The organism is Bradyrhizobium manausense (assembly GCF_018130615.1).
Classification (GTDB): Bacteria; Pseudomonadota; Alphaproteobacteria; order Rhizobiales; family Xanthobacteraceae; genus Bradyrhizobium; species Bradyrhizobium manausense_A.
This window is the reverse complement of record NZ_JAFCKB010000018.1, coordinates 115,923-140,031: the sequence shown is the minus strand read 5'-3', so window position 1 is coordinate 140,031 and position 24,109 is coordinate 115,923. Positions and strand designations below refer to the sequence as shown.

Here is a 24,109-nt window from a genome sequence, read left to right as displayed (position 1 = left end):
ATGCGAATTACGGATATGGGCGGGCGTGCTTCGGATGGTGTGTGTGTGCGTCCTCCACCAGTTCGAGATCGGATCGGCCCCTTGCCCCACCAGAGGCCGCTCGGGCGATCGCAGCGAAGCCGATCGAGTCGCGTCAGCTCAAAGCAAAGGAAGCCGATTGGCCATCCGGTTGGGACATGCCAAAGCGGGTGACGGCTCAGGCGTTTGGCACGCCGGAACCCGGCGATGGCATCGTTGGGTGAGCGCGGCGGGACCGGCGCTAGTCCGTCGAAAGTGACCGCAGCCAAGCCAGTCTTGTGATCGCCCTCTCCGCCATCCGTTGCAAGGCTTCGGTCCGCGCCGCGTCATCCGAGTGCTCGGCTCCGTCGAGGTAGCTGTCGACCAGGGCTTCGGCGATCTCCAGCGAATCCTTCTTTTCGACGGAGGCCGGGAAGCGACCTACATCGGCGGCGTCCTCGGCCATCCCAGCCGTCTCGTGGCGGATCTCTCGTGTCCGGACGGCAGCTGGCCCGGTCAGGTGCTGCTCGAGATCGGCAAGGCGGTCGGCCAGGCGAAGCTCGAGTTGCCGCGCATCGATCTGCGATGTGGTCGCTCCCTGACCATCGGCGGGGTCCCGCCCGTGTTCGCGATGGTAGGCGCGGCGCCTCTCCTTCCGCAGCGTTGCGACGTGGCCGAGCTCTTCTCGCGCCATCGCCTCGGAGGCCTTCTTGATGTCGGGATCGTCGGAGTAGGCCGCAAGATAGGACCAGAAGGCGAAGGCGCGCTCTTCGTTGCGGACCGCCATCGCCAATGCGCGGTAGGGCGTCATCAAGCGTGAACTCTTCACTTCGGTCGCGGAGTCTGCATCGAGCGTTTCGGGTGCCTCCCAGCGCACCAGGGCGGGATCGGGATTCTTGCCGCTGCGTGATTGCGACCATCGTGTGACGCTGTCGACGTGCTCGCGCTCGGCGATCGCGAGTCGCGTGAATACGTCAGCAAGGGCGTCCTTTCCCTGCCGATGCATTTCTTTGGCAAGATCATCATACCGATTTGCGGCCTCCTGCTCCATTGCGTGCGCAAGCGCAAAGAGCTCGTCGAGCGACTTCAATACACCGGCAGGCTCAGAGCGTAGCAACGAAGTGCGTAGCAACGGCATGGCGATGACTCCCATATGCAGATTTCTGAACCAGTTACGCACGAGTGCGAATTATTTTGCCGACTTGACAGACGCGATTGCGCGAGATGAGCTTTGCACGTCATCGACGACAAATCATCGACGAAGATCAAATGACACGCGCGGCCCGGTCGGCCGAGCTTAACGCATTTGCAGCGACATGTTGAAGCGGGCAAACGACGTCACCACCTTCGTACGGTGCGCAGCGCTAGCGCTGGCAAGTCTGTTGCTGTTGTGTCTCACATGCATCTTGCCCGCATACGCCGCCGGTGATCTGCAGGCATATCTACCGAAGGCCGTGCCCTCGGACTTTTTCCAAGGCGCGGATCGTTTCGGTCCGCTGCAAGGCGATCCACCCGTTGTGCCGGTCTATCGTGGCGACCAGCTGCAGGGATTCGTCTTCCTCAACTCCGATTTCGCGAACGCCATTGGCTACTCGGGCAAGCCGATTCACATACTGGCGGGGATTGATCCGAAAGGCGTCATCACCAGTGTAAAGCTCGTCGACCACAAGGAGCCGATCGTGCTGGTCGGCATTCCCGAGGCGCGCATCGTCGCAGCCATGAACTCGCTGATCGGCAAGGACATGAAGCCGGTCGCGAGTGGGGCCGAGACCCCGCCGCAGGTCGACATCGTCAGCGGCGCGACCGTCACGGTCCTGGTGATGAGCGACAGCATCGTCCGTGCGGCATCCAAGCTGATCCGGAGCGGTCGCATCGGTGGCGGAGACGGCGCGGCGGCAGCGGCGGCCCTGCCCCCAGTCATCAAGACTCTCGATCTCGAACGCAGCGAAGTGCGCGATTGGGAGAGTCTCGTCGGCGACGGCTCGGTGCGCCGGCTTCATCTCGGGATCGGCGACGTCAATGACGCCTTTGCGAAGTCCGGCAATGCTGCGGCGAGCCAGTATCCCGAGCCAGGTGACGCGAGCGACAGCTTCGTCGACCTCTATGCGGCGCTCGTGACCGCGCCCACGATCGGCCGTAGCTTGCTGGGCGATGACGGCTATCAACGGCTGAAGGACAGGCTGAAGCCGGGACAGCAGGCCATCATCGTTGCCGGCAATGGCTCTTACTCTTTCAAGGGTTCGGCCTATGTTCGCGGCGGCATTTTCGATCGTATCGAGATCTTGCAGGACGGCAACAGCACTCGTTTTCGCGACCGCAACCATACCCGGCTTGGTGCGCTGACTGCGACCGGCGCTCCCGAGTTCAAGGAAATCGCGCTGTTCGTCACGCCTCCCGAGTTCACGCTCGATCCGACGCAGCCCTGGCAGCTGCAATTGCTGGTGCAGCGAAGCCTCGGTGGACGCGACAAGGCATTCCTGACATTCGACATCAACTACGCCCTACCCGACCAGTATATGCGTCGCGAGCAGCGCGCGGTGACCGTGCCGGAGAACGCCGCGCCCCCTGCAGCACAGGCGACGGCTGCGGCCACCCCGCCGCCGGAGACGGATGAGCCGCTCTGGATGCGGATCTGGCGGTCGAACACGGTCTCGGTCGGCATTACAGCGTTGATGCTGGCCGCCCTCACCGGCATTTTCTTCTTCCAGAATCTGCTGGTGCGCCGCCCGGTGTTCTATAACTGGGTTCGGCGAGGCTACCTCGCCTTCGTTCTGGTCTGGCTCGGCTGGTACGCAAACGCCCAGCTCTCCGTGGTCAACGTCGTCACCTTCACCAACGCGCTGGTGACCGGCTTTCACTGGGAGTTTTTTCTCGCCGCTCCGCTGATCTTCATTCTGTGGGCTGCGACGGCCGGAGGGCTTCTGTTCTGGGGGCGCGGCCCGTTCTGCGGCTGGCTATGTCCCTTCGGCGCGCTGCAGGAGCTGACCAACCAGGCCGCCAAATGGTTGAAGGTGCCGCAAATCACCGTGCCATGGGGGCTGCACGAGCGGCTCTGGCCGATCAAATATATCATCTTCTTGGGGCTGTTCGGCTTGTCACTCTACTCTGTCGACACGGCCGAACGGTTCGCCGAGATCGAACCGTTCAAGACGGCAATCATCCTGAAGTTCGCGCGGCAGTGGCCGTTCGTACTCTACGCGGTGGCGCTGCTCGTGATCGGCCTGTTCATCGAGCGCTTCTTTTGTCGTTACCTTTGTCCGCTCGGTGCGGCGCTTGCGATTCCCGGACGCATCAGAACGTTTGAATGGCTTCGCCGCTGGGAAGAATGCGGCTCGCCGTGCCAGCGCTGCGCCAAGGAGTGCCCGGTGCAGTCGATCCATCCGGAAGGACATATCAACGTCAACGAATGCATCTACTGCATGCATTGCCAGGAGCTCTACCACGACGACCATCGCTGCCCGCACATGATCCAGGTGCGGCTGAAGCGCGAGAAACGCCAGGCGTTGTCTTCGCCCTCGATGCGCACGGGCGGCAAGGGTCCCGCGACCGTCATCACCGCCGGCGGCAAGCCTGTCGGCGTATCACCCGTCACCTCTCCACCCGAAACCTGAAACCGAAAGCCGAGGAGGCAATCATGAGTGAGAACGACAAAACAAAGGGCGTCAGTCGACGAACGGTGCTGGGTACGACAGCGGCTGCAGCGGGCGTGGGCCTGGCGGGCGGAGCGGCGATGAAGGACGGCCGCGGATTCGTCTCGACCGCCGACGCTCAGACGAAGGCACCTGCGGCGCCGCCGGCACGACCGGCGGTGCAGAAGACGGAAGTGGCGCCCGGCGAGCTCGACGAATATTATGTGTTCTTCTCGAGCGGCCAGTCCGGCGAGATGCGGGTCGTCGGCCTCCCCTCGATGCGCGAGCTGATGCGCGTCCCGGTGTTCAACCGCTGCAGCGCGACCGGCTGGGGCCTGACCAATGAAAGCCTCAAGGTTCTGACCGAGGGGCTGCAGCCCGCCACCCGCGAATTCCTCAAGACGCGCGGCGGCACATTCACGAACGGCGACCTTCACCATCCGCATATCTCCTTCACGGACGGCACTTATGACGGCCGCTATGCTTTCATGAACGACAAGGCCAACACGCGCGTTGCGCGGGTGCGGCTTGATGTCATGAAGTGCGACAAGATCATCGAGCTGCCTAATCAGCACACGGTTCATGGCCTGCGATTGCAGAAATATCCGCGCACCGGCTATGTATTCGCCAACGGCGAGGATGGCGTGCCGTTGCCGAACGACGGCAAGATTCTCGATGACGCCAAGCAATACCGATCGATTTTCAGTGCCATCGATGGCGACACCATGAAGGTTGCGTGGCAGGTGATCGTCAGCGGCAACCTCGACAACGTCGATTCCGACTATCAAGGCAAATACTGCTTCTCGACCTGCTACAACGGCGAGGAAGGCGTTACGCTGGCGGAGATGACCGCCAACGAGCAGGACTGGGTCGTCATCTTCAACATCAAGCGAATTGAGGAGGCCGTCAAGAAAGGCGACTTCAAGGAAATGAACGGCGTGCCCGTGATCGACGGCCGCAAGGGGTCGGCCTACACGCGCTACGTTCCGGTCTCGAACAATCCGCACGGCATGAACACGGCGCCAGATGGCATCCACATCGTTGCCGCCGGCAAGCTCTCCCCGACGGTCACCGTCATGGACGTGCGGCTGTTCGATCAGTTGTTCGACGATAAGATCAAGCCGCGCGACGTCGTTGTCGCCGAGCCCGAACTCGGCCTCGGACCGCTGCACACGGCGTATGACGGCAAAGGCAATGCCTATACGACCCTGTTCCTCGACAGCCAGGTCGTCAAATGGAACATCGATCTGGCCAAGCGGGCCTTCAAGGGAGAAAAGGTCAACCCCATCATCCAGAAGCTCGATGTGCACTATCAGCCGGGTCACAACCACAGCTCCATGGGGCAGACCAAGGAGGCGGATGGCAAATGGCTGATCTCCCTGAACAAGTTCTCGAAGGACCGCTTCCTGAACGTCGGGCCGCTCAAGCCGGAGAACGATCAGCTGATCGACATCTCAGGCGACCAGATGAAGCTGGTCCATGACGGCCCGAGCTTCGCCGAACCGCATGACGCCACCATCGTCCACCGTTCCAAGATCAATCCGATCTCGATCTGGGACCGGGCAGATCCGATGTTTGCGGATGCGGTCAAGCAGGCCAAGGCGGACGGCATCAATCTGGAGGCGGATTCAAAGGTCATTCGCGACGGCAACAAGGTACGCGTCTACATGACGTCAACCGCGCCTGCGTTCGGCCTCGAGACGTTCGACGTCAAACAGGGTGACGAGGTGACCGTCTTCATCACCAACATCGATGCGGTCGAGGACCTGACGCACGGTTTCTGCATCGTGAATTACGGCATCCAGATGGAAATCGCGCCGATGGCGACCGCATCTGTCACGTTTACGGCCAACAGGCCGGGAGTTTACTGGTATTACTGCTCCTGGTTCTGCCACGCCATGCACATGGAGATGAAAGGCCGGATGTTCGTTGAGCCGAAGTCGGTCTGACGGGAGCGACCTCGTGAACCTTCTGTTGCGCATGTTTCCGGCGGCGTTGATCGCCGCCGGAATGTCTGGCTTCGCTGATGCAGAGACCTTGACGGCTTCGCCCGGCCGGCCGCTGCAGGCGCTGCTGGATGGCGCGCGCGCCGGCGACATCATCGAGCTCGCGCCGGGCGAATATCACGGTTCGGTCCGGATCGATCGCCCGTTGCAGCTGATCGGCAAACAAGGGGCGGTACTCGACGGCGACACCACCGACAACGTCATTACAGTCAGCGCGCCAGACGTCACGGTCCGCGGCGTGACCATCCGGGGATCCGGCCGCGATCTGCAGGCCATGAATTCCGGAATCTTCCTGCAAAAGACGGCCGAACGGGCGACGATCGAAGACAACCATCTGGCAGGAAACCTCTTTGGCATCTACGTGCACGGCGCCCGGGGATCCCGAGTCGTTCGCAACGATGTCGAGGGACTGCGCGGCGGACGTCTCAGCGAGGCCGGTAACGGCGTCTCGCTTTGGAATGCGCCCGACGTCACGATCGCAGACAATACGTTTCGCTACGGCCGCGACGGAATCTTCTCGATCTCCAGCAGCAAGGACCGATTCATCAATAATCGTTTCGACCAAGTCCGTTTCGCGATCCATTACATGTACACCAATGACAGCGAAGTCAGCGGCAACGTATCGGTCGGTAACCACGTCGGATATGCCATCATGTATTCGAACCGGCTGGTGATCCGTGGCAACATCTCCGATCACGATCGCGACCACGGATTCTTGTTCAACTACGCGAACTACGCGGAGATCAACGGCAACCGCGTCACGGGCGGCCCATTGAGCTCGATGATGGATGGGACGGACAGCGGTCCCGACGACGAGCGAGGGATGCTTCCGGAGCCGGTGCGGACGCGCCCTCTCCGGAGCGGCCCCGAAAAATGCGTGTTCATCTACAACGCCAATCACAACAAATTCCGCAACAACTGGTTCGAGCGCTGCGCCATCGGCGTGCACTTCACCGCCGGTTCCGAAGGCAACGAGATCACGGGCAATGCCTTCGTCGACAACGCCAACCAGGTGAAGTACGTCGGCACCCGGGACCTGGACTGGTCGACCGGCGGGCGCGGCAATTACTGGAGCGACAATCCGGCGTTCGACCTCAATGGGGACGGAATCGCCGATACCGCGTACCGGCCGAACGATCTCATCGATCGCGTGTTGTGGACCGCGCCCGCCGCCAAGGTCCTCATCAACAGCCCCGCGGTCCAGGTGATCCGCTGGGCGCAGGCGCAATTCCCGGCGCTGCTGCCGGGCGGCGTCGTCGATAGCCACCCTCTGATATCTCCGCCCCCGCGCCGCACGGCCAATGAGGCGCGATGATGAAGACAGTGCGCATCTTGGACGTCACGAAAGACTACGGCAGCGTCAAAGCCGTCCGCGGCGCTTCGTTCGCGCTCGGCGAAGGCGAGCTGGTGGCCCTGATCGGCCACAACGGCGCCGGCAAGACAACGCTCATGAAACTGATGCTGGGGCTGATCCGGCCGACCAGCGGCTCGATCGAGGTCCTCGGAGACAATCCTGCCGCCGGCGAATTCGCAGGTCGCCGCCAGCTCGGGTACCTGCCCGAGAACGTCTCCTTCGACGCCGCGCTGACCGCCCGCGAGACGCAGGCCTTCTACGCGAGGCTGAAGCGCGAGCCGGTGGCGACGGCACTCGATCTGCTCGACACCGTGGGATTGGGAGCGGCCAGCCGTCGCCGGGTCGGCACCTATTCGAAGGGCATGCGCCAGCGCCTGGGACTTGCGCAGGCGTTGATCGGACGTCCGCGGGTGCTGCTGCTGGACGAGCCGACCACCGGACTTGATCCGGAGCTGCGTCAGACCTTCTACGACGTCATCCAGCGGCTTGCGGCCGATGGTGCAACCGTGCTGTTGTCATCTCACGCGCTCACCGAGCTCGAGGAGCGCGCCGGCCGGGTCATCATCATGAACCGGGGCATCAAGGTCGCGGACGGATCGATCGCGGAGCTGCGGCGGCTCGCCCAGCTGCCCACCAGGATCCGCCTCAAGGTTGCGGGCCTCGATCCGAGCGGGCTGCCGGGCTGGGCCCCACAGGACGCGACCTGCCGCCGCTTGAACGGCCACATCGTCGAGATCGACGCCGCGCCGGAGCGGAAGATCGAGCTCTTGCACCGCGCGACGGCCTCGGGCAACTCCGTCGAGGACGTCGACGTGATCCCGCCGTCGCTGGATGAGCTTTACGCACACTTCCTCAGGCAATCGGAGCAGGCTCCATGAATGTCCTGATCGTTGCTGCCAAGGAGATCCACCAGGCCATCCGCAATCGTTGGGTGCTTGCGGCAACGCTGCTACTCGCCGGACTTGCGCTGACGATGAGCTTTCTCGGCAGCGCGCCAACCGGGAATGTCGGCGTTCGCACGCTGGACGTGGTCATCGTCAGCCTGTCGAGCCTGACGATCTTTCTCGTTCCGCTGATCGCGCTGCTGATCTCTCACGACGCCATCGTGGGCGAGATGGAGCGCGGAACGATGCTCTTGCTGCTGAGCTATCCGGTCGCGCGATGGCAGGTGTTGCTCGGCAAGTTCCTGGGGCATCTCGCTGTTCTCGCCTTCGCGACGTGTCTCGGCTACGGGCTTGCCGTCGGAGCATTGGCGGCGACCGGCAGCCGCATCGATACCGATAGCCTGCTGGCTTTCATGGCCATGATCGGCTCCTCCGTGCTGTTGGGCGCAGCTTTCGTGGCGATCGGATATCTGGTCAGCGCGCTTGTGCGGGACCGGGGAACGGCAGCCGGAATCTGCATCGGGCTGTGGCTGCTGTTGGTCCTGATCTACGACATGGCCCTGCTGGGTGTGCTTGCGCTCGACCAGGGACGCAACATCTCCGCGACCGCGCTCAACGCGATGCTGCTGTCGAATCCGACCGACGCCTACCGGCTGATCAATCTGACCGGGTTCGCCAATGTCAGCACTTTTGCCGGCATGGCCGGCCTTTCGCAAAGCACGTCGCTGACAGTGCCGGTCCTTCTGGCCGCCCTGCTCTGCTGGACCATGGTTCCGCTGGCCCTCGCCGCGCTTGCTTTCTCCCGGAGAGAGCTATGAGACGGTGGGTGATGGCTTGCGCATTATTGCTGCCGCTCGCGCTTGCGGGCTGCAACGAGAAACAGGCAGCGAAAATCCCGCCGCCGCAGCGGATGACCGCGGAGGACATCGGCCACTATTGCGGCATGAACGTGCTCGAGCATCCGGGCCCAAAAGGGCATATCTTCGTCGCGAGCCTGATCGAGCCCGTCTGGTTCTCGTCCGTGCGGGACACGCTTGCGTTCACCCATCTGCCGGATGAGCCCAAGGACATCCAGGCGATTTACGTCTCCGACATGGCCAAAGCACCGAGCTGGGACAAGCCTGGTCCCGACAACTGGGTCGAGGCGCGGAAGGCGCTGTTCGTGATCGAAAGCCGGGTCAAGAGCGGCATGGGAGGGGATGAGGCCGTTCCGTTCTCTGACCGCGGCGCAGCCGAGAAATTTGCCGGCGAAAATGGCGGCAGGATCGTTGGCTTCGACGATGTGCCCCGTGACTACGTCCTGACGTCGGCGACTGCCAACATTGGCGCGGCGTCCGAGGGAATTGACGGACTGCCGGGCGAGCGATCGAAGGGGCAACCATGATGCGAATGCCGACGCGCCGACGCTTTATCCGGATCAGTGCCGCAGCGGCGGGCCTGGGCCTGCTATCCACGGGACGCTCCGTTCGCGCCGACGTCTCGCCGGCAGTCTGGCGAGGCACGATGCTGGGGGCAGTCGCGACGATGGAGATCCACTGCAACGATCGCAGGCGGGCGGAACGGCTGATCGCGCTGGCTTGTACCGAGGCGCGCCGGCTCGAGCGGCAGTTCAGTCTTTACCTGGACAACTCCGCCTTGGTCGCATTGAACCGTACCGGGATTCTGGTTGATCCCACTGCCGAGATGGTCGATTTGTTATTGGCCTCGCAGCACTACTCACGGCTGACGGGCGGATTTTTCGATGTAACCGTGCAGCCGCTGTGGGACCTCTACGCCAGCCATTTCGCGCGAGATGACGCGAATCCGGCCGGCCCGGCAGCAGCGGAGATCGAGGCCGCGCTCGCGCGCGTCGGGAGCGGCCGCATGACGGTCGGCCGCGATCGGATCGTGATGCCCCGCGGCATGGCCGTCACTCTGAACGGAATTGCGCAAGGCTATGTCACGGACAAGGTGGTGGACTTGCTGCGCGCCCACGGCATCTCCCAAAGCCTGGTCGATATGGGGGAAGCGCGAGCGATTGGCGCGCGCCCGGACGGACAACCATGGGAGGTCGGCGTCGCCGATCCGGATATCGCGGGCCGGACGGCAGCGGTGCTGCCGATCGTCGATCGTGCGGTGTCGACCTCGGGCAGCTACGGATTCCGGTTCGATCCGAAGGGACAATTCAACCACCTGTTCGATCCCCGAACGGGCGGATGCGCTCGCCGTTATCGCAGCGTGACCACCGTGTCCCACAGCGCGACCGCGGCAGACGCGTTGTCGACGGCGTTCAGCTTCATGCCGGAAGAGGAGATTCGATCGTTGCTGCCGCGTGTCGATATCGACCGCGTGCATCTCATCGATGATGCCGGCCAATCGGTGGAACTCACGGCTTAGCCGAGACGGACATCGCCCTTGAACTGCGCGTCGGCGTTCGACCTGCCGTTTCGGCGGTCTTGCCGAGCAATGGCGCAAACTGCTCTGCGGTCACCGTTTCATTTGCGATCAGCAACTCGACACCGGCCTCAAGGTCCGCTCGGCGTTGTTGCAGGATATCGCGGGCGCGACGGTCGCCCTCCTCGACCAAGTTCCGCACCGCAAGGTCGATCTCACGGCCCGTGGCTTCCGCAGCCGCAACGATTGCGTCCTGGGGGGCGGCAACAAAGGCTTGCGGTTTCGGCGCATAGGTGCGTTGTCCCACGGTCTCGTCCATGCCGTATTTGGTCACCATTTCAATGGCGACTTCGGTTGCTCGTTGAAGATCATCAGCGGCGCCGGTCGAAATGGCCCCATCGAAAATCAGGTGCTCCGACGCGCGCCCTCCCATCAGCACAGCGATGCGGTTCTTCAGCTCCTCGACCGTGAGCAAGAACCTGTCTTCGGTCGGACGCTGGATGGTGTACCCCAGCGCCCCGATTCCACGCGGGACGATCGACACTTTCTGCACGGGATCGACGCCGGGCAGGCTCGCTGCGACGAGGGCATGTCCCATCTCGTGATACGCAACCCTGCGCCGCTCGTTCTTGCCGAGCACCCTGCTCTTCTTTTCGATCCCGGCCACGATCCGCTCGATCGCCGTGACAAAATCCGCGAAGGAGACCTCCTCGCCGCTCCGCCTGGTCGCGGCGATCGCGGCTTCGTTGATGAGGTTGGCGAGATCGGCTCCGGTGAACCCGGTGGTGAGACTGGCTACCTTGTCAAGGTCGACATCCTCGCCCATGTGGATCTTGCGGACATGCACCTTGAGAATGGCCACACGCCCGGTCTTGTCCGGCCGATCGACGAGGACCTGTCGATCAAACCTGCCGGCCCGCAGCAGCGCGGGATCCAGGATCTCGGGGCGGTTGGTGGCTGCGAGCAGGATGACCCCTGCGCTGGGATCAAATCCATCGAGCTCGGACAGGAGCTGGTTAAGGGTCTGCTCTTTCTCGTCGTAGCCGCCGACCGACAGCGGCCCGCGGCTGCGTCCCAGCGCGTCGAGCTCATCCACGAAAATGATGCACGGCGCAGCCTTGCGTGCCTGCTCGAACAGGTCCCGAACGCGCGCGGCGCCAACTCCGACGAACATCTCGACGAATTCCGAGCCGGAGATCGAGAAGAACGGAACCCCGGCCTCGCCCGCCACCGCGCGGGCGAGCAAGGTCTTTCCCGTTCCCGGCGGCCCGACCAGCAATATCCCCTTTGGCACATGGGCGCCCAAGCGGCCGTAGCTCTTGGGATCCCTCAGAAATGAAACCACTTCCTGAAGCTCGAACTTCGCCTCGTCGACGCCAGCGACATCGGCAAAGGTGACCTTGATGTCCTTCTCGGCATAGACCTTGGCGCGGGACTTCCCGATCGCCATCAGCCCTCCGAATCCCTGGCCGCCGGTCACACCGCGCCCAAGCCAGAACCAGATCAGGAAGAAGACGATGACCGGGAAGATCCAGGACAGCAGGCTTTGCAGTCCGCTGCTTGACGGCACGCCGGTCACGCTCACGCCCCTTGCCGCAAGCTTTTCGGCCAACGCCAGATCAACCCGCGCAGTGACGAACGCCGATTTTCCGCTCGGCAGCGGTTCCTTCAATTTTCCCTGGATCGTATCCGAACCGACGGACACCTCGGCGAGCTTTTCCTGGGCGAGCAATTGCTCAAACTGGCTGTAGGGGATGGTTTCGATTGAATTGTATGTGGTTGTAATGAACTGCAACACGACGAGCAGTATGCAGCCCGCAAAGATGGCGGCCATCGTTATGGTCTGCTTGCGCGATATTTGCTCGGAGTCCACCTGCTTCTCCCATCGACCTCGACCGCAACCGAAACGCTACCGGTGCAGCGGCGATTTCCCCTTGACGCAGGTCAACGCGACGCCAGCGGTGCCATGGCGCGGGGCCCGCCCAAAGGTACTCGTTGCCTGGAGCTCCCAGCGCGTCTTCGTGGCCTACGGACATTTCCCTAGGTGAAGCGCCCGAATTTCGGTCGTCGGACCGAAGCGCTAGTAAGTATTTCGCCAGCACATCGGCTCGTTGACAATGGAGCCTGCAGTGAATCACTCGGTCTACACCGCAGATAAGGCAACCCACCTGAAGGTGGTCATTTCTGTGCTGCTCATCAACATTGCCGTCATGGCGATAATGCTGACCGCCCGGCTGACGCAGCCGGAAGTCAGTGCGGGGGCGGCTGCAACCCTGAGTGTTGACAAGCCACATCCAACCCAAGCTCTTACCGAACTGGCCCGACTAAAGAAGCATCCGATCTAGATCGATTTCGCGGAGGGACCCCAAATGACCAATGAAGCAATCAAGGCGCTGATGGTGCTCGCGCTCTACGGCGTGCTCGAAATCACGCTCTTCTGGTCGTCGATCGGCAGGTTGGCAAGGCGTACCGCGCTATCGGGAAACCGTCGCATGATCGACGGCGAGCTCAAGACGCGGCCGGCTGGCGAATAAAGCCGGCGCTTCCCGCTGGGCTACAATGGTTCGTCATCGACAGCGGAAGGCTCCCACTGAAGCGACACGAAATCGCCTCCGCCGTAGTCATCTTCGGGATCGGGTTGGGAGGATTGGAGGCAAAGGCGGTCATCCACCCCTCGAACACCTGGAACGTTCTCGCAAGCCACGGTCACTGCCCGACGCGCATTTTCGCCCCCGATAACGCCACGTAGCGTGACAGTGCCATCCTTCACGCCGACATTCAGGCCGACCGGCTGCCACGGCGTTCGGGCCAGAGCGGCGAGAACGGACCGACGGACCTGATTGTCATCCTTGGAATAGCCGGAGGAGTTCGTCAGCGGGCCGGCGACTGCGGACAGGAAGTCGGATCGGGTGATGATGCCGACGATGCGTTCGCCACGCATGACCGGAACGTGATTCAGATGCCGGCGCTCCATCAAGTCCGCGACCTCAGAAAGCGGCGCCTGCTCGTTGACGGAAACCGGCTGACGAGTCATCACCTGCTCGACTTGGCGTCCGTGTTCCTTCACGAACTCGCCTGCGATCCGATCGGCACCGATCAGCATCGTGAGTAATCGGTTGCGCAAATGCTCCGTCCCGATTTCGCTGCGTCTGAGGAAATCGCTCTCGCACAGGATGCCGACGAGTTTGCCTGCCACATCCACAACGGGCAGGCCGCTGATGTGATGGGCAAGCATCGCCTTGACTGCATCGGCGATCGGGGCCTCAGGCCGTATCGTCACAACCCGTCGTGACATTATCTGATGCGCGCGCATGTCTTCCGCTCCGGAAATGCCCAAGAGGTATGTGCCGTGACAGACGACGTCTTGATCAAGATCAAGGCCGAGAGAGGCCGGGACGTCATTCTGACAATCGATATCGGAACACTTCGAACATGCTATTGCGGGCGGTTTTGTTGGTTGCGATCCTGGTCACGCTGTCGGCCTCCGGCGCTGCGACGCCAGCCGATGTGTCTGCGACGTTGTCTGACCTCATGACGAAACTCCAGCTCCAGCACGCAAAGTTATGGTTTGCGGGCAAGCTGAGCAACTGGGCCTTGGCGGGCTACGAGCTTCAGCAGATCGACGCGAACCTTGAAGCTACCAGCAAGTTGCTGACGGATCCGTCGCGAGTCGATCGCGCCAAGGAACAGCTAAAGGCGGTGCGCCAGGCACTCCAATCAAAGAACGTCCCGGCGTTCATGACGTCGTATGCCTCTTTGACCAACGAATGCAACGGTTGCCACCGGGGCAGCGGATATGCCTCGATCACAATTCAAGTGCCGCTCACCTTGCCGGTCCCCAATCAGTTATTTGTCGACCAGGTGTCCGAAGGGCGCGCACTTGTCCACGCATCTTGCGGAACGTGCCACGCCGTCACCGACGCTGTGAAGGAAGCGCTCCCGCTCCGTCCACCGCCACCAGGCTTCCTGGAGATCGTCAACCGCCCGTCGTTCTCCGCCGACGACCTCCGGCAGTTCTTGACATCAAACCACCGGCGAATTGGACCAAGTCAAGCCATGCCGAATCCGAGGCTTTCCGAATATCAGATAGAAGCGATCGTGGCTTATCTCGAGACATTGCGAGCAGACCAGCGGCGCTGAGAGGCGCAGAACGGGCGCGCAGCTCGAATGTCATAGCGATCTCGCGTACTCTAGCGCAGCGGCCGTTGTTCGAGCTGGCTCTGCGCTTTCTTGACAGTTGCCGCGAACCAGCTCTGGCTCGGTGCCTCCTTGGCGAAGCATTTGGTGTAGGCGTTCATCGCCTGATCTCCCTTGGCCAGGGCGTCCTGCGGGGCCTTCCTGGCCATCATCTGCTTCCGGACTTTTTTGCAAGCCGGGATTTCGGCCGTCTTCGCGGCTTCGCTTGCCGCGAGGAAGTAAACCTTGTCGCCCTGGATCGCAACGACGTCGATCTCGTGCGGAGGTCCCTTCAGGTCACCGTTGCCACGCACGCCGAGCACAGCTACGGCCGCACTCGCGGATGCGGGCTTCGTGATCGGCAGCTCGGCATATTTGGCGAAGGCCGCGTCCTGGATCGCCTGATAGTAGAAGCGATCTGATCGAAGCGCCGCATCGACCTCCTGCGGCACGCCATCCTTGCTGTGCTCGTGCAGCCAGTGCTTGAGCAGCGACGTCGTGGTCACCACGGCCTGCTGCTTGTCGCCTTCCGTGGCGAAGCCGAGCCCGTCGAGATGGCCAAAGCCGACGTCTTCCTTGAACAGCGTGTCGACATTCGACTTGCCGTCGGCCGGCAGACCCTTGATCCTGATCGGCCCCACCAGCCCGCGCAGCACCCCGGTCAGCTCGTCGAGCGCTGCATCGTGCTGCTTGTAAGTTTCGTCGTTCTCCTTGGCCTTCGCAAACTTCGCGATATAGCGGTCGCGCAGGTCGAGATAGTGCTGCTCGGGCGCGGCGGCATGTGCGGCCGTGGCGAAGGCGAGCAGGCAGAGCAGCGCAAGCGATCTCATTGCGATGTCCGGAAGGCCAGGAAGCGACTCCAGTCTTTGTGGCCGTGCCGGACCCGAAGGTTCATCCCCCGCGGTGGGCCCTGCCCGGCCGGAACCAATCCTTCACCATGGCCTACGGGTTCGATTGAGCCCCGGGAAACCCGGCGGTAAAATCGGCCGCAGAGTTTTTCAGCAAGTGCCGGGCATCTTGGGGGCGACGTCCATGAGCGAATTGCGCGCTGCGACCAGGCAAACCACGGCCAGGACCGGGATCATCGAGTTCGACGGCGCGAGGGGCAGCGTGAGCATCCCCTGCACCATCGCCGATGTGTCCGGCACCGGCGCGCGGCTGAGGCTCGACTGGTCGCTGGCGTTTCCGAAGGAGGCCACACTGGTCTTTGCCGACGGCTTGCGAAAGGCTTGCCGGATCGCCTGGCAGAAGCGGCGGTTGCTCGGGGTCGCCTTCGCCGAGGGCGTCGCGAGCGCGGACGAGCAGGCCCTCATGATGACCGAGGAAGAGCAGGTCCTGCACCGTCGCCATATCGGCACGCAGGTCAAGGGGGCCCGCGAGGCGCGCGGCTATACCGTGGCCCAGATTGCAAACCACGTCGGGGTCTCGCCCGAATTCATCGCTCGCGCCGAAAACGGCGAGATCAGCATCCCGCTCCACCAGCTCACGCACATTGCCGATCTGCTGCTGGTCGATCTCGACAGTCTCGTTGCAGGCCCGGCCTCGATTGCATTGCCGCCAGCTGGGCCGCACGCGTCTGCCGGGGCCCTCCTTCGCTAGCCTCGTGGCTGCACGAGGCGCCGCCTGAGTTGTTCGGTGTCCCCGAGCAGAGTTCGGATCAGCGGTGCCGCAGCCGGCGATTGACCCGTCGCGCCAGATAGTCGCCTGCGCTCTGGACGAGCTGCACCAGCGCGATCAGCACGACGACGACGGCCAGCATCATCTCCGGCATGAAGCGCTGGTAGCCGTAACGGATGCCAAGATCGCCAAGCCCGCCGCCGCCGACGGCGCCGACCATGGCGGAGTAGCCGAGCAGGCTGACGACCGCGAGGGTCAGCGCCAGCAGCAGGCCTGGCAGCGCCTCCGGGATCAGCACCTTGAACACGATCTGGATTGGGGAAGCCCCGAACGAGGACGCGGTCTCGATTAGGCCGCCATCGACTTCGCGGATTGCAGCTTCGACCAGGCGCGCAATGAACGGCGCTGAGGCGATCGTCAGCGGCACAATCGCCGCGGTCGAGCCGATCGAGGTGCCGGCGATCAGCCGCGTAAACGGGATGATGGCGACGACCAGAATGATGAAGGGCGTCGAGCGCGTCGCATTGACGACTATGCCGAGCACGCGATTGACCGTCGGGGCTGCGAACAATTCGCCTTTCCGGCTGGTCGCAAGGAAGACGCCGAGCGGCAGGCCGAAAGCGGTGCCGAGCAGCGCGGCGATGCCGACCATGTACAGGCTCTCGAAGGTGGCCTGGATGATGAGGTTGATGAGTTCAGGCGACATAGCCAAGACGCTCCGCCGGGAATTGATGTTGAGACAGCCAGGCCAGCGTGCGCGTCGCCGCGTCTTCGCCGCCGGAAATACTCAAGGGAATGCCGAGCACCAGCGAGCCGACATGCTGGCCGCCGATCTCGTCGATGCGCGCAGACAGCAGCGAGACGTCGAGGCCGAGCTCGCGGGCGAGCCGTGCAATCAGGGTATCGCCGGCTCCTGCCCCGCGCACCTGGACGCGGATCACGGCGTGGCTGCCCGGCTCCTGCACGATCCGACTGGCCAGCGAAACCGGCAGGCTGTCGCCCGTGACCTCGGCCAGGAACGACTGCGTGATCGGGTGCTCGGGTTGGGTGAAGATGTCGGCGACGTGGCCGCTCTCGACGACCCGGCCGGCATCCAACACTACGACTTCCTTCGCGAGCTGGCGCACCACGGACATTTCGTGGGTGATCAGCACGATGGTCACGCCGAGCTCGCGGTTGATATTCGCAAGCAAATCGAGAATCGCGCGGGTGGTCTGCGGATCGAGCGCGGAGGTTGCCTCGTCGGACAATAGCACGCTAGGCCGCGTCGCCAGCGCGCGGGCGATACCGACGCGCTGCTTCTGGCCGCCAGAGAGTTCCGACGGATAACGGTCGTGCTTGTCGGCGATGCCGACGAGGGCGAGCAGCTCGGTCACGCGGGCCTTGATATCGGCCTTGGACCAGCCGGCGATTTCGAGCGGCAGTGCGATGTTGTTGGCGGCGGTGCGCGAGGACAGCAGGTTGAAATGCTGGAAGATCATGCCGATCGACCGCTGCGCCAGCCGCAAGTCCCGCCCCGTGAGCGCCGAGATGTCTCTGTTGTTGACGACGACACGGCCGGTGGTCGGCTTCTCCAGCCCGTTGATGAGGCGGACCAGGCTCGACTTGCCGGCTCCGGAGCGGCCGATCACGCCAGTGATGGAGCCGCGTGCAATCGCGAAGTCGATGCCCTGCAGCGCGTTGACGCCGGGCTTGCCGCGATACGCGGGATAGGTCTTCGAGATATCAGCGAAGCGGACCATCGCCTCCGGCTCCGCCGGTGCGTCTCGGATCTCGACCGGCTCTCCGATCACCAGCGAGGGGTGCGCATTCATGGAAACGGCTTTCATGCACGATGTTTAGCTCGCCCGCCCGAAAGGCTCGCGAGAACCAGGTCGTTCCAAAACGACGGAGGGTGGAACAATGGCAGGGTGCCGATGGCGACGCTGCATTGCAGTGCACCATCGCCTTTTCCGGTCTTTCTTGCAATGTCAGATATTTGCGGGGATTGGGCGAAGTTTTCCCAATCTCCTGCCCCAGCAGAAAATTCGTCTTCCGGTACTATCGGCCTGCGGCAGGCTCACCGGACCATTGCCAGCCAGGGCAGCACGATCGCCAGCAGCCCGGCGAAATAGAGCACCCCGAACAACAGGCCAAAGCCCCAGAACTGGCCCTTCCCGATATAGCCGCTGCCATAATACATCGGCGCCGGCCCGGTGGCGTAAGGCGAGATCACGCCCATCAGGCCGAGCGAATACATGCAGAGCATCGCAAGCGTCGTCACGGGGAGATCTGGGATGCCGGAGCCGACCGCGAGCACCACCGGCAGCACGGCAGCCGCATGCGAGGTGATGCTCGAGAAGAAATAATGGATCCAGAAGAACAGCGCGACCAGCAGGATCATCGCAGTCGACGGTGCGAGCCCCGTGAGCGGCTTTGCAAATTCATTGGCGAACCATTTGATGAAGCCGATCTCGTTCAGCCCCGAGGCGAGCGTCAGCAGCGAGGTGAAATAGAAGAACACTTCCCAGGCGCCCTTCTCACTGACAATGTCGGCAAACTCGATCACGCCGGTCACCAGCATCAGGGAGATCACGATGAACACGACCGTGGTGGCATTGACGAAGTTCGAGCCGAGCAAGGGCACACGGATGTCAGGGCTCGAGCCCGCGATCCACATGAACATCGCGAGCACGATCAGTGCCAGCATGATCCACTCGTTGCGCGACATCGGGCCCATCTCGCCGAGCTCCTTCGCTGCCCATTCGGAGATCTCGGGACTGCGCTTCACCTCGGGACGGCAAACGAGATAGCCGAGCAGCGGCACGATGATCATCAGGAGGATGCCGAGCGGCGCAAAGCCCATGAACCATTGCGCCCAGCTCACCTCGACGCCGACGGTCTTCTTGGCGATCGCAAGCGCTGCCGCATTGGGCGCGAGCGCAGTGAAGAACAGCGAGCTGGTGATTGCGGTTGCCGCGAACGCGGTCCACATCACATAAGTGCCGATCTTGCCGGCGGTCGGTCCGGGCTCGGAGCCATAGATGCGCGGGATGTTGCTGATGATGGGATAGACGATGCCGCCGCTGCGCGCGGTGTTGGACGGCGTCGCGGGTGCGAGCAGGAAGTCCGACATCGCGACCGCATAGCCGAGCCCGAGCGTGTTGCGGCCGAGCTTCTGCACCAGCACCAGCGCGATGCGCCGGCCGAGCTGGCTCTTGCGGTAGCCGATCGAGAATACGAAGGCGCCGACGATCAGCCACACCGTGCTCTCCGCAAAACCCGCCAGCATCCAGCGCAGCGATTTGTTGGGATCGGCATCGATGTAACCGCCGACGCCGGCGACGGTGAGTCCGATCAGGCCGACCGCGCCCACCGGCATCGATTCCAGGATCAGCCCGGTGATGACGGCCGCGAACACGGCAAAATAGTGCCACTGATTCACGTTGAGGCCTGCCGGCACCGGCAACAGATAGATCGCCAGCCACACCACGAGCGGCGCAATGAGTTTCCAGCGAAAGCCTTTCGCCTCAGGTGCCTGCGAACTGGCGGTCATGCGCCCTCCCCCTCAATCGCCTCGGTATCGTGCGGCCCGTTGGCCGGGCCTTCCCCGCGCGGCGTATACGGATTGTCCGCGGCTTGATCAATGGGACGGGATCTACCGTCCTCGGAACCTTGGCTTGCGGCGGCTGAGGAACGCCTCGACGCCCTCCTTGTGGTCCTCGCTCAGGCTTGCCAGCGCGAACTGGTCGACATCCATGTGGCTGGCGAGGTCATCCAGCGCATGCGCGAGCCGGTTGACGGTCAACTTGGTCATGGCGACCGAGAGCGGCGGCTGCGCGGCCACCTTGCGAGCCAGTTCCATGGCGGCATCGAAGGCATGGCCGGGGTCGACGACCTGCTCGACCAGGCCCCATTCATAGGCCTCGTCGGCGGAGACGCGCTCATCGGCAAGGATCACCGCCTGCTTGGTGCGGGCCGGCCCCATCAGGTGCAGCATCCGCGGGACGCTCTGCCAGCTCATGTTCATGCCGAGCCCGATCTCGGGCACGCGCAGATGCGCGTCGCGCCCTATGACGCGGAAGTCGAGTGCGACCGCAAGCGCCACGCCGCCGCCGACGCAAAAGCCCTCGATCGCCGCGATCGTGATCTGCTCCATCTCCTGCCAGGCGCGTGTCAGGCGCGGCCCGAGCTTGAGATGCCGCCGCCGCGCGCCGAGATCCATCTCTTTGCGCGAGCGGCCTTCGGCATCCTTGAGGTCGAAGCCGGCGCTGAACGCGCTGGTGCTGCCTGTCAGCACCACGACGGAGGTTGTCTCGTCGTCTTCAAAGCTCCGCGCCGCCGCCGTGAGCTGGCGCAGCGCTTCGGGCGACAGCGCGTTGATGCCGTCATGGCGGTCGAACCGCACGATCGCGATCCGTCCCTCCGGCCCGTGCCCCTTCTCAATCGTCACATAGTCCGTCAAGGCAAGGCTCCTGCTCTTGTTGGTCCCGGATCTTGGTTTTGGATCGCTCACAAATGTCCGGTGCGCCGGTGTTCCGGCTCACTGCCACCAACCGGAAAGCGAATGGTGGTGCCGAGTGTGATCCAGTTGGCATTCTCGCCGGCGATGTTGCGGCCGTAGATCACATCGACGGAGAAGATCTCGTTTGGCCGGTAGCGGATTCCGGTCTGGAAGCGCGGCTGGATGACGCTCTGGACTTCGGAAGCGCCGGCCTGGCCGTAGGCCTCGATCGTCCATTGCAAGGTGTCGGTGAACTTCCAGTCGAAACCGATGCCGTAGGTCAGATAGTGGCGATCCAAGGTGCGATCCCAGAGCCAGCCGCCATTGACGTTGATACGCGTGGTTTCGGAAAGGCGGAACGTTGCAGGGATGACGGCAAAGGCGGTCAGCATTTCGCCGGTCGCCGCGTCGAATGATCCGCCGCCATAGGCCGACAACCCCCACCGGCCGATCCCGGTCGGGATGAAGTTGGTCTTGGCTTTCGGTGCAATGGTGGTGCTCCAATCGCCGTCGCTGCGGGACCGGATCGTCTGCATGCTCAGCTCGATCGGCCTGAAGGGATCGACGACGCAGGAGGGATTGGCGACTCCCGCGAAGTCGGTGTTGGTCGCCATCGACATCCAGCTTTCCACTTTGCAGGAGCCGACCTCGGAGATGTCGGCGGCATCCACCGCATAGGCGCCATTCGCAGCGCGCGCATCCTGCGCCGAGAATGCGACGAAAGCAGCGATCGCGGCGGTGATTCCGGTTTGTTTGGCCCAGCCCATGGCGCGATGTTAGCAGAGTCTTCGCCTCGACAAGGCCCGGATTCTCGGACTATCTTCGAGGCTATGAACGAGCATCATCACGACCACGATCACGATCACTCAGAGCTGTCGGAGACCGAGCTGCGCGTGCGCGCGCTCGAGACGATCTTGACCGAAAAAGGGTATGTCGAGCCGGCCGCGCTCGACGCCATCATCCAGGCCTATGAAACCAAGATCGGCCCGCACAACGGGGCGCGCGTCGTCGCCAAGGCGTGGACCGATCCGGCGTTCAAGAAAGCGCTGCTGGAGGACGGCTCCAGGGCGATCGGCACGCTCGGTCATGTCAGCCGCGTCGGCGATCATCTCGTCGTGGTCGAGAATACGCCTGAGCGTCACAACATGGTCGTGTGCACGCTGTGCTCCTGCTACCCCTGGGAAATGCTGGGGTTGCCGCCGGTCTGGTACAAGGCCTCGCCGTACCGCTCGCGCGCGGTGAAAGACCCGCGCGGCGTGCTCGCCGATTTTGGCGTGAGCGTGCCGAAGGACACTGAAATCCGCGTGTGGGATTCCACGGCCGAGACGCGCTTCCTCGTGCTGCCGATGCGCCCCGCGGGCACCGAAGGCTGGAGCGAGGAGCAGCTCGCCGCGCTTGTCACGCGCGACTCCATGATTGGGACCGGTTTTCCCAGGACACCCGGAGCGGCGTCGTGAACGGCGTGCACGACATGGGCGGCATGGATGGCTTCGGCAAGGTCGAGCCGGAGCCGAACGAGCCGGTATTCCACGAGGCGTGGGAGTCCCGCGTGCTGGCGATGGTGCGCGCGATGGGCGCCGCCGGCGCGTTCAACATCGACACGTCGCGCTTCTATCGCGAGATGATTCCGCCGCACGTCTATCTCTCGAGCTCCTACTACAAGAAGTGGTTCCTCGGCCTCGAGGAGATGCTGATCGCGAAGGGCTACCTCACCCGCGAGGAGGTTACCGCCGGCCACGCGATGAAGCCAGGCAAGGCGCTGATGCACGGCAAGTTCGATCTCGCCAATGTCGAGCGCATCATGGTGCGCGGCCAGTTCGCCCGCCCGGCCCCTGCGCCCGCCAAATTCAACATCGGTGATCGCGTGCGCGCGAAAAACATTCATCCGACCACGCACACACGGCTGCCGCGCTATGTCCGCGGTCATGTCGGCGTCGTGGAGCTGAACCACGGCTGCCATGTGTTTCCGGACTCGGCGGCGATGGAGCTCGGCGAAAATCCGCAATGGCTCTACACGGTCGTGTTCGAGGGGCGCGATCTCTGGGGCGCGGATGGTGATCCCACGCTAAAGGTCTCGATCGACGCGTTCGAGCCTTATCTGGATCCGGCATGATGAGCAGCACGCTCGCTGCCGCCGTGACTACGGCTATTCCAAGCATCCCGCGCGATGACGACGGCCCGGTGTTCCGCGCGCCCTGGGAGGCGCACGCCTTCGCGATGGCGCTCACGCTGCATGACCGTGGCGTATTCACCTGGCCGGAATGGGCCGCAGCGCTGGCGGACGAGATCCAGCGTGCCCAGGCCGCGGGGGATCCTGACACGGGCGACACGTATTATCTGCACTGGCTCGCCACGCTCGAGGGCCTCGTCGCACGCAAGGGCGTCGCATCAATGGATACGCTGCATCGCTACCGCGACGCCTGGGATCATGCTGCGGACCGCACCCCGCACGGCAAGCCGATCGAGCTCAGGCCAGAGGATTTTGCGGGATAGCCTCGTTTGCAGCCGGCGGTCGGAATTGGCCGACGGCTGCCGTCCCTATGATGCGAAATCGTGGCTGCAAAGGAACACGGCCGCCCGATCGGACGGCCGTCGATATTTGTATCGGCTCAGGCGAGACGAAGACCGGCGGCTCTGGCCTTCTTGCGATAGGCTACGAAGCCGACGCCGGCAAAGCCGAACAGCATCATCGCCCAGGTTGACGCTTCGGGAACGGCGGTCACAGCGTCCGGATAAAGACCGAAGCCAAGTTGCTTGAAGTCGTCGAAACCCAACCCCTGGCCCTGGATCGTGATCGACTTGATCAGCTCGCCGGTCCCCTTCTTTGCTTCAAAACCGATCGGCGAAAAGTCGCCGTTATCAGTAATCTTGAAGTTGAATACAGAACCGTGCTGATCCGTTATCGTCACCGTAATGAACTGATCGGCATTCGTGTGCACCGCCCCGCGGAACGAGAACTCGTTGAACGCTGTTCCGTTTTCAGGCGTGATCCAAAGCGTATTGATCGGGGTGATCGTGCCCTTGTTCTTGATCCCGTCGATGGACGCCGCCCCATTCGCGGTCGAAACGTCGACATTCGCCATGAAGTCGATCTTCACCGATCCAGACATTCCATAGAATGTGTGACCGGCTACGGTCGTCGCGGTCTGACTCATGTTGACACTCGCCGCAACGGGATTGCTTCCCGGAACCACGCCGTTGATGTCGTTTGCGAACACGAAATCGGCTCGGGCAGGCGATGCGGCAAGGGCGGCCGCAGACGTCGCCAAAATTGCAAAGATCGCGCTTGTCTTAAATCTGGTCACGTATGAACTCCCTACTGAAAAAACGGAATATTTATTGGTCGCAAAAAATGTTCGCTTAATTGCACTTTAATTGATTGATCAGGTCGCGTCAAAGGTTTCGGGAAAACATGGCAATTGCGTCTCTCTTAACTCGTCTACCTATTTGTTTTTTAGTAACATTTGCCTTTTGAGAGCGTTTCGATAAACGGGATAATTAACCATTCCCGGGCAGGCGATGCGGTAATATCCAACCCTATCCTGCTGCAATTTGGGTCATGGTGTTATTTAATTCGGAAAGTAGGCGCA

At 62.8% G+C, this 24,109-nt stretch carries 24 protein-coding genes and 1 pseudogene; 15 read left to right on the top strand and 10 right to left on the bottom strand.

Annotated elements, in window-relative coordinates:
- Positions 1 to 259 precede the first annotated feature (259 nt).
- Entirely contained in the window at positions 260 to 1,135 is an 876-nt protein-coding gene (locus JQ587_RS28080; protein WP_212302380.1) for a ferritin-like domain-containing protein, read from the bottom strand.
- Positions 1,136 to 1,313: 178 nt separating this feature from the next.
- Here JQ587_RS28080 and JQ587_RS28075 point away from each other — a divergent pair, with 178 nt between their 5' ends.
- The 7 genes from JQ587_RS28075 to JQ587_RS28045 are packed head-to-tail and all read left to right on the top strand — an operon-like array spanning position 1,314 to position 10,246.
- Positions 1,314 to 3,608, top strand: coding sequence for a NosR/NirI family protein (locus JQ587_RS28075; protein WP_212302208.1), 2,295 nt, complete (start codon positions 1,314 to 1,316; stop codon positions 3,606 to 3,608).
- Between the two features lie 23 nt (positions 3,609 to 3,631).
- On the top strand, positions 3,632 to 5,575 hold the full coding sequence (nosZ, locus tag JQ587_RS28070) for a TAT-dependent nitrous-oxide reductase (RefSeq protein ID WP_212427456.1): 1,944 nt from the start codon (positions 3,632 to 3,634) through the stop codon (positions 5,573 to 5,575).
- Between the two features lie 13 nt (positions 5,576 to 5,588).
- Complete coding sequence (locus JQ587_RS28065) at positions 5,589 to 6,947, top strand: nitrous oxide reductase family maturation protein NosD (protein ID WP_212427455.1); 1,359 nt, start codon at positions 5,589 to 5,591, stop codon at positions 6,945 to 6,947.
- A complete protein-coding gene (locus JQ587_RS28060; protein WP_212302205.1) occupies positions 6,944 to 7,864 on the top strand; it encodes an ABC transporter ATP-binding protein in 921 nt (306 codons plus the stop codon). Before JQ587_RS28065 ends, JQ587_RS28060 begins: the two co-directional genes overlap by 4 nt.
- The gene (locus tag JQ587_RS28055) at positions 7,861 to 8,688 is read left to right on the top strand and encodes an ABC transporter permease (RefSeq protein WP_212427454.1); all 828 of its coding nucleotides are present in this window, start codon (positions 7,861 to 7,863) and stop codon (positions 8,686 to 8,688) included. The genes JQ587_RS28060 and JQ587_RS28055 overlap by 4 nt, the downstream gene beginning before the upstream one ends.
- A complete protein-coding gene (locus tag JQ587_RS28050; protein ID WP_212427453.1) occupies positions 8,685 to 9,254 on the top strand; it encodes a nitrous oxide reductase accessory protein NosL in 570 nt (189 codons plus the stop codon). Before JQ587_RS28055 ends, JQ587_RS28050 begins: the two co-directional genes overlap by 4 nt.
- Complete coding sequence (locus JQ587_RS28045; protein ID WP_212427452.1) at positions 9,251 to 10,246, top strand: FAD:protein FMN transferase; 996 nt, start codon at positions 9,251 to 9,253, stop codon at positions 10,244 to 10,246. The genes JQ587_RS28050 and JQ587_RS28045 overlap by 4 nt, the downstream gene beginning before the upstream one ends.
- Here the strand turns inward: JQ587_RS28045 and ftsH are convergent.
- Positions 10,236 to 12,077: an ATP-dependent zinc metalloprotease FtsH gene (gene ftsH, locus JQ587_RS28040; RefSeq protein ID WP_249154562.1), complete on the bottom strand. Its 1,842-nt coding sequence runs from the start codon at positions 12,075 to 12,077 to the stop codon at positions 10,236 to 10,238. The two genes, JQ587_RS28045 and ftsH, sit on opposite strands and share 11 nt — an antisense overlap.
- A gap of 295 nt (positions 12,078 to 12,372) precedes the next feature.
- On the opposite strand from ftsH, the gene JQ587_RS28035 reads away from it, so the two are divergent.
- Positions 12,373 to 12,588 carry a hypothetical protein gene (locus JQ587_RS28035; RefSeq protein ID WP_212427450.1) on the top strand — a complete coding sequence of 72 codons (216 nt, stop codon included), beginning with the start codon at positions 12,373 to 12,375 and terminating at the stop codon, positions 12,586 to 12,588.
- Positions 12,589 to 12,612: 24 nt separating this feature from the next.
- A complete protein-coding gene (locus JQ587_RS28030) occupies positions 12,613 to 12,777 on the top strand; it encodes a hypothetical protein (protein WP_212427449.1) in 165 nt (54 codons plus the stop codon).
- A 20-nt stretch (positions 12,778 to 12,797) separates the two neighbouring features.
- Here the strand turns inward: JQ587_RS28030 and JQ587_RS28025 are convergent, their stop codons facing one another.
- Positions 12,798 to 13,556, bottom strand: coding sequence for a CBS domain-containing protein (locus tag JQ587_RS28025; protein ID WP_212427448.1), 759 nt, complete (start codon positions 13,554 to 13,556; stop codon positions 12,798 to 12,800).
- A gap of 119 nt (positions 13,557 to 13,675) precedes the next feature.
- Here JQ587_RS28025 and JQ587_RS28020 point away from each other — a divergent pair, with 119 nt between their 5' ends.
- Positions 13,676 to 14,383 carry a c-type cytochrome gene (locus JQ587_RS28020; RefSeq protein WP_212427447.1) on the top strand — a complete coding sequence of 236 codons (708 nt, stop codon included), beginning with the start codon at positions 13,676 to 13,678 and terminating at the stop codon, positions 14,381 to 14,383.
- 50 nt (positions 14,384 to 14,433) lie between these two features.
- Here the strand turns inward: JQ587_RS28020 and JQ587_RS28015 are convergent, their stop codons facing one another.
- Positions 14,434 to 15,249 (bottom strand): hypothetical protein, encoded by an 816-nt coding sequence (locus JQ587_RS28015; protein WP_212427446.1) that lies wholly within the window; start codon positions 15,247 to 15,249, stop codon positions 14,434 to 14,436.
- A gap of 202 nt (positions 15,250 to 15,451) precedes the next feature.
- On the opposite strand from JQ587_RS28015, the gene JQ587_RS28010 reads away from it, so the two are divergent.
- A complete protein-coding gene (locus JQ587_RS28010; RefSeq protein ID WP_212427445.1) occupies positions 15,452 to 16,018 on the top strand; it encodes a helix-turn-helix domain-containing protein in 567 nt (188 codons plus the stop codon).
- Positions 16,019 to 16,076: 58 nt separating this feature from the next.
- Here the strand turns inward: JQ587_RS28010 and JQ587_RS28005 are convergent, their stop codons facing one another.
- The 5 genes from JQ587_RS28005 to JQ587_RS27985 form a co-directional block, all read right to left on the bottom strand.
- Positions 16,077 to 16,742 (bottom strand): methionine ABC transporter permease, encoded by a 666-nt coding sequence (locus JQ587_RS28005; RefSeq protein WP_212302194.1) that lies wholly within the window; start codon positions 16,740 to 16,742, stop codon positions 16,077 to 16,079.
- The gene (locus JQ587_RS28000) at positions 16,732 to 17,865 is read right to left on the bottom strand and encodes a methionine ABC transporter ATP-binding protein (protein ID WP_212427444.1); all 1,134 of its coding nucleotides are present in this window, start codon (positions 17,863 to 17,865) and stop codon (positions 16,732 to 16,734) included. Before JQ587_RS28000 ends, JQ587_RS28005 begins: the two co-directional genes overlap by 11 nt.
- Positions 17,866 to 18,095: 230 nt before the next feature.
- Positions 18,096 to 19,571 (bottom strand): DASS family sodium-coupled anion symporter, encoded by a 1,476-nt coding sequence (locus tag JQ587_RS27995; RefSeq protein WP_212427443.1) that lies wholly within the window; start codon positions 19,569 to 19,571, stop codon positions 18,096 to 18,098.
- Positions 19,572 to 19,673: 102 nt separating this feature from the next.
- On the bottom strand, positions 19,674 to 20,480 hold the full coding sequence (locus JQ587_RS27990) for an enoyl-CoA hydratase/isomerase family protein (RefSeq protein ID WP_212427442.1): 807 nt from the start codon (positions 20,478 to 20,480) through the stop codon (positions 19,674 to 19,676).
- 47 nt (positions 20,481 to 20,527) lie between these two features.
- Complete coding sequence (locus JQ587_RS27985; RefSeq protein ID WP_212302190.1) at positions 20,528 to 21,286, bottom strand: PA4824 family protein; 759 nt, start codon at positions 21,284 to 21,286, stop codon at positions 20,528 to 20,530.
- A gap of 63 nt (positions 21,287 to 21,349) precedes the next feature.
- Between JQ587_RS27985 and nthA the strand changes: the two genes are divergently transcribed.
- From nthA to JQ587_RS27970, 3 genes are read left to right on the top strand one after another with little or no spacing between them, the layout of a single operon-like run.
- Positions 21,350 to 21,976, top strand: a complete 627-nt coding sequence (gene nthA / locus JQ587_RS27980; RefSeq protein ID WP_212427441.1) for a nitrile hydratase subunit alpha — start codon at positions 21,350 to 21,352, stop codon at positions 21,974 to 21,976.
- Positions 21,973 to 22,632, top strand: a complete 660-nt coding sequence (nthB, locus tag JQ587_RS27975) for a nitrile hydratase subunit beta (protein ID WP_212302188.1) — start codon at positions 21,973 to 21,975, stop codon at positions 22,630 to 22,632. Before nthA ends, nthB begins: the two co-directional genes overlap by 4 nt.
- Entirely contained in the window at positions 22,632 to 23,012 is a 381-nt protein-coding gene (locus JQ587_RS27970; protein WP_212427476.1) for a nitrile hydratase accessory protein, read from the top strand. The genes nthB and JQ587_RS27970 overlap by 1 nt, the downstream gene beginning before the upstream one ends.
- A gap of 116 nt (positions 23,013 to 23,128) precedes the next feature.
- On the opposite strand, the pseudogene JQ587_RS37225 reads toward JQ587_RS27970, so the two are convergent.
- Positions 23,129 to 23,245, bottom strand: a pseudogene (locus JQ587_RS37225) (PEP-CTERM sorting domain-containing protein); the annotation flags it as partial.
- Between the two features lie 427 nt (positions 23,246 to 23,672).
- Between JQ587_RS37225 and JQ587_RS27960 the strand changes: the two are divergent.
- Positions 23,673 to 23,894: a hypothetical protein gene (locus JQ587_RS27960; RefSeq protein ID WP_212427439.1), complete on the top strand. Its 222-nt coding sequence runs from the start codon at positions 23,673 to 23,675 to the stop codon at positions 23,892 to 23,894.
- The last annotated feature ends 215 nt before the right edge of the window (positions 23,895 to 24,109 follow it).

Excerpts from the sequence above, each read along its gene's own strand:
- JQ587_RS28025 (WP_212427448.1), bottom strand. The coding sequence starts at position 13,556 with ATGCGCGCGCATCAGATAATGTCACGACGGGTTGTGACGATACGGCCT.
- JQ587_RS28000 (WP_212427444.1), bottom strand. The coding sequence starts at position 17,865 with ATGAAAGCCGTTTCCATGAATGCGCACCCCTCGCTGGTGATCGGAGAG.
- nthA (WP_212427441.1), top strand. The coding sequence starts at position 21,350 with ATGAACGAGCATCATCACGACCACGATCACGATCACTCAGAGCTGTCG.
- nosZ (WP_212427456.1), top strand. The coding sequence starts at position 3,632 with ATGAGTGAGAACGACAAAACAAAGGGCGTCAGTCGACGAACGGTGCTG.
- JQ587_RS28080 (WP_212302380.1), bottom strand. The coding sequence starts at position 1,135 with ATGCCGTTGCTACGCACTTCGTTGCTACGCTCTGAGCCTGCCGGTGTA.
- JQ587_RS28005 (WP_212302194.1), bottom strand. The coding sequence starts at position 16,742 with ATGTCGCCTGAACTCATCAACCTCATCATCCAGGCCACCTTCGAGAGC.
- ftsH (WP_249154562.1), bottom strand. The coding sequence starts at position 12,077 with ATGGCCGCCATCTTTGCGGGCTGCATACTGCTCGTCGTGTTGCAGTTC.
- JQ587_RS28020 (WP_212427447.1), top strand. The coding sequence starts at position 13,676 with ATGCTATTGCGGGCGGTTTTGTTGGTTGCGATCCTGGTCACGCTGTCG.
- JQ587_RS27995 (WP_212427443.1), bottom strand. The coding sequence starts at position 19,571 with ATGACCGCCAGTTCGCAGGCACCTGAGGCGAAAGGCTTTCGCTGGAAA.
- JQ587_RS28010 (WP_212427445.1), top strand. The coding sequence starts at position 15,452 with ATGAGCGAATTGCGCGCTGCGACCAGGCAAACCACGGCCAGGACCGGG.
- JQ587_RS28030 (WP_212427449.1), top strand. The coding sequence starts at position 12,613 with ATGACCAATGAAGCAATCAAGGCGCTGATGGTGCTCGCGCTCTACGGC.
- JQ587_RS27985 (WP_212302190.1), bottom strand. The coding sequence starts at position 21,286 with ATGGGCTGGGCCAAACAAACCGGAATCACCGCCGCGATCGCTGCTTTC.
- JQ587_RS28045 (WP_212427452.1), top strand. The coding sequence starts at position 9,251 with ATGATGCGAATGCCGACGCGCCGACGCTTTATCCGGATCAGTGCCGCA.
- JQ587_RS27960 (WP_212427439.1), top strand. The coding sequence starts at position 23,673 with ATGTTGACACTCGCCGCAACGGGATTGCTTCCCGGAACCACGCCGTTG.
- JQ587_RS28060 (WP_212302205.1), top strand. The coding sequence starts at position 6,944 with ATGATGAAGACAGTGCGCATCTTGGACGTCACGAAAGACTACGGCAGC.
- JQ587_RS28015 (WP_212427446.1), bottom strand. The coding sequence starts at position 15,249 with ATGAGATCGCTTGCGCTGCTCTGCCTGCTCGCCTTCGCCACGGCCGCA.
- JQ587_RS28050 (WP_212427453.1), top strand. The coding sequence starts at position 8,685 with ATGAGACGGTGGGTGATGGCTTGCGCATTATTGCTGCCGCTCGCGCTT.
- JQ587_RS28075 (WP_212302208.1), top strand. The coding sequence starts at position 1,314 with ATGTTGAAGCGGGCAAACGACGTCACCACCTTCGTACGGTGCGCAGCG.
- JQ587_RS28055 (WP_212427454.1), top strand. The coding sequence starts at position 7,861 with ATGAATGTCCTGATCGTTGCTGCCAAGGAGATCCACCAGGCCATCCGC.
- JQ587_RS27970 (WP_212427476.1), top strand. The coding sequence starts at position 22,632 with ATGAGCAGCACGCTCGCTGCCGCCGTGACTACGGCTATTCCAAGCATC.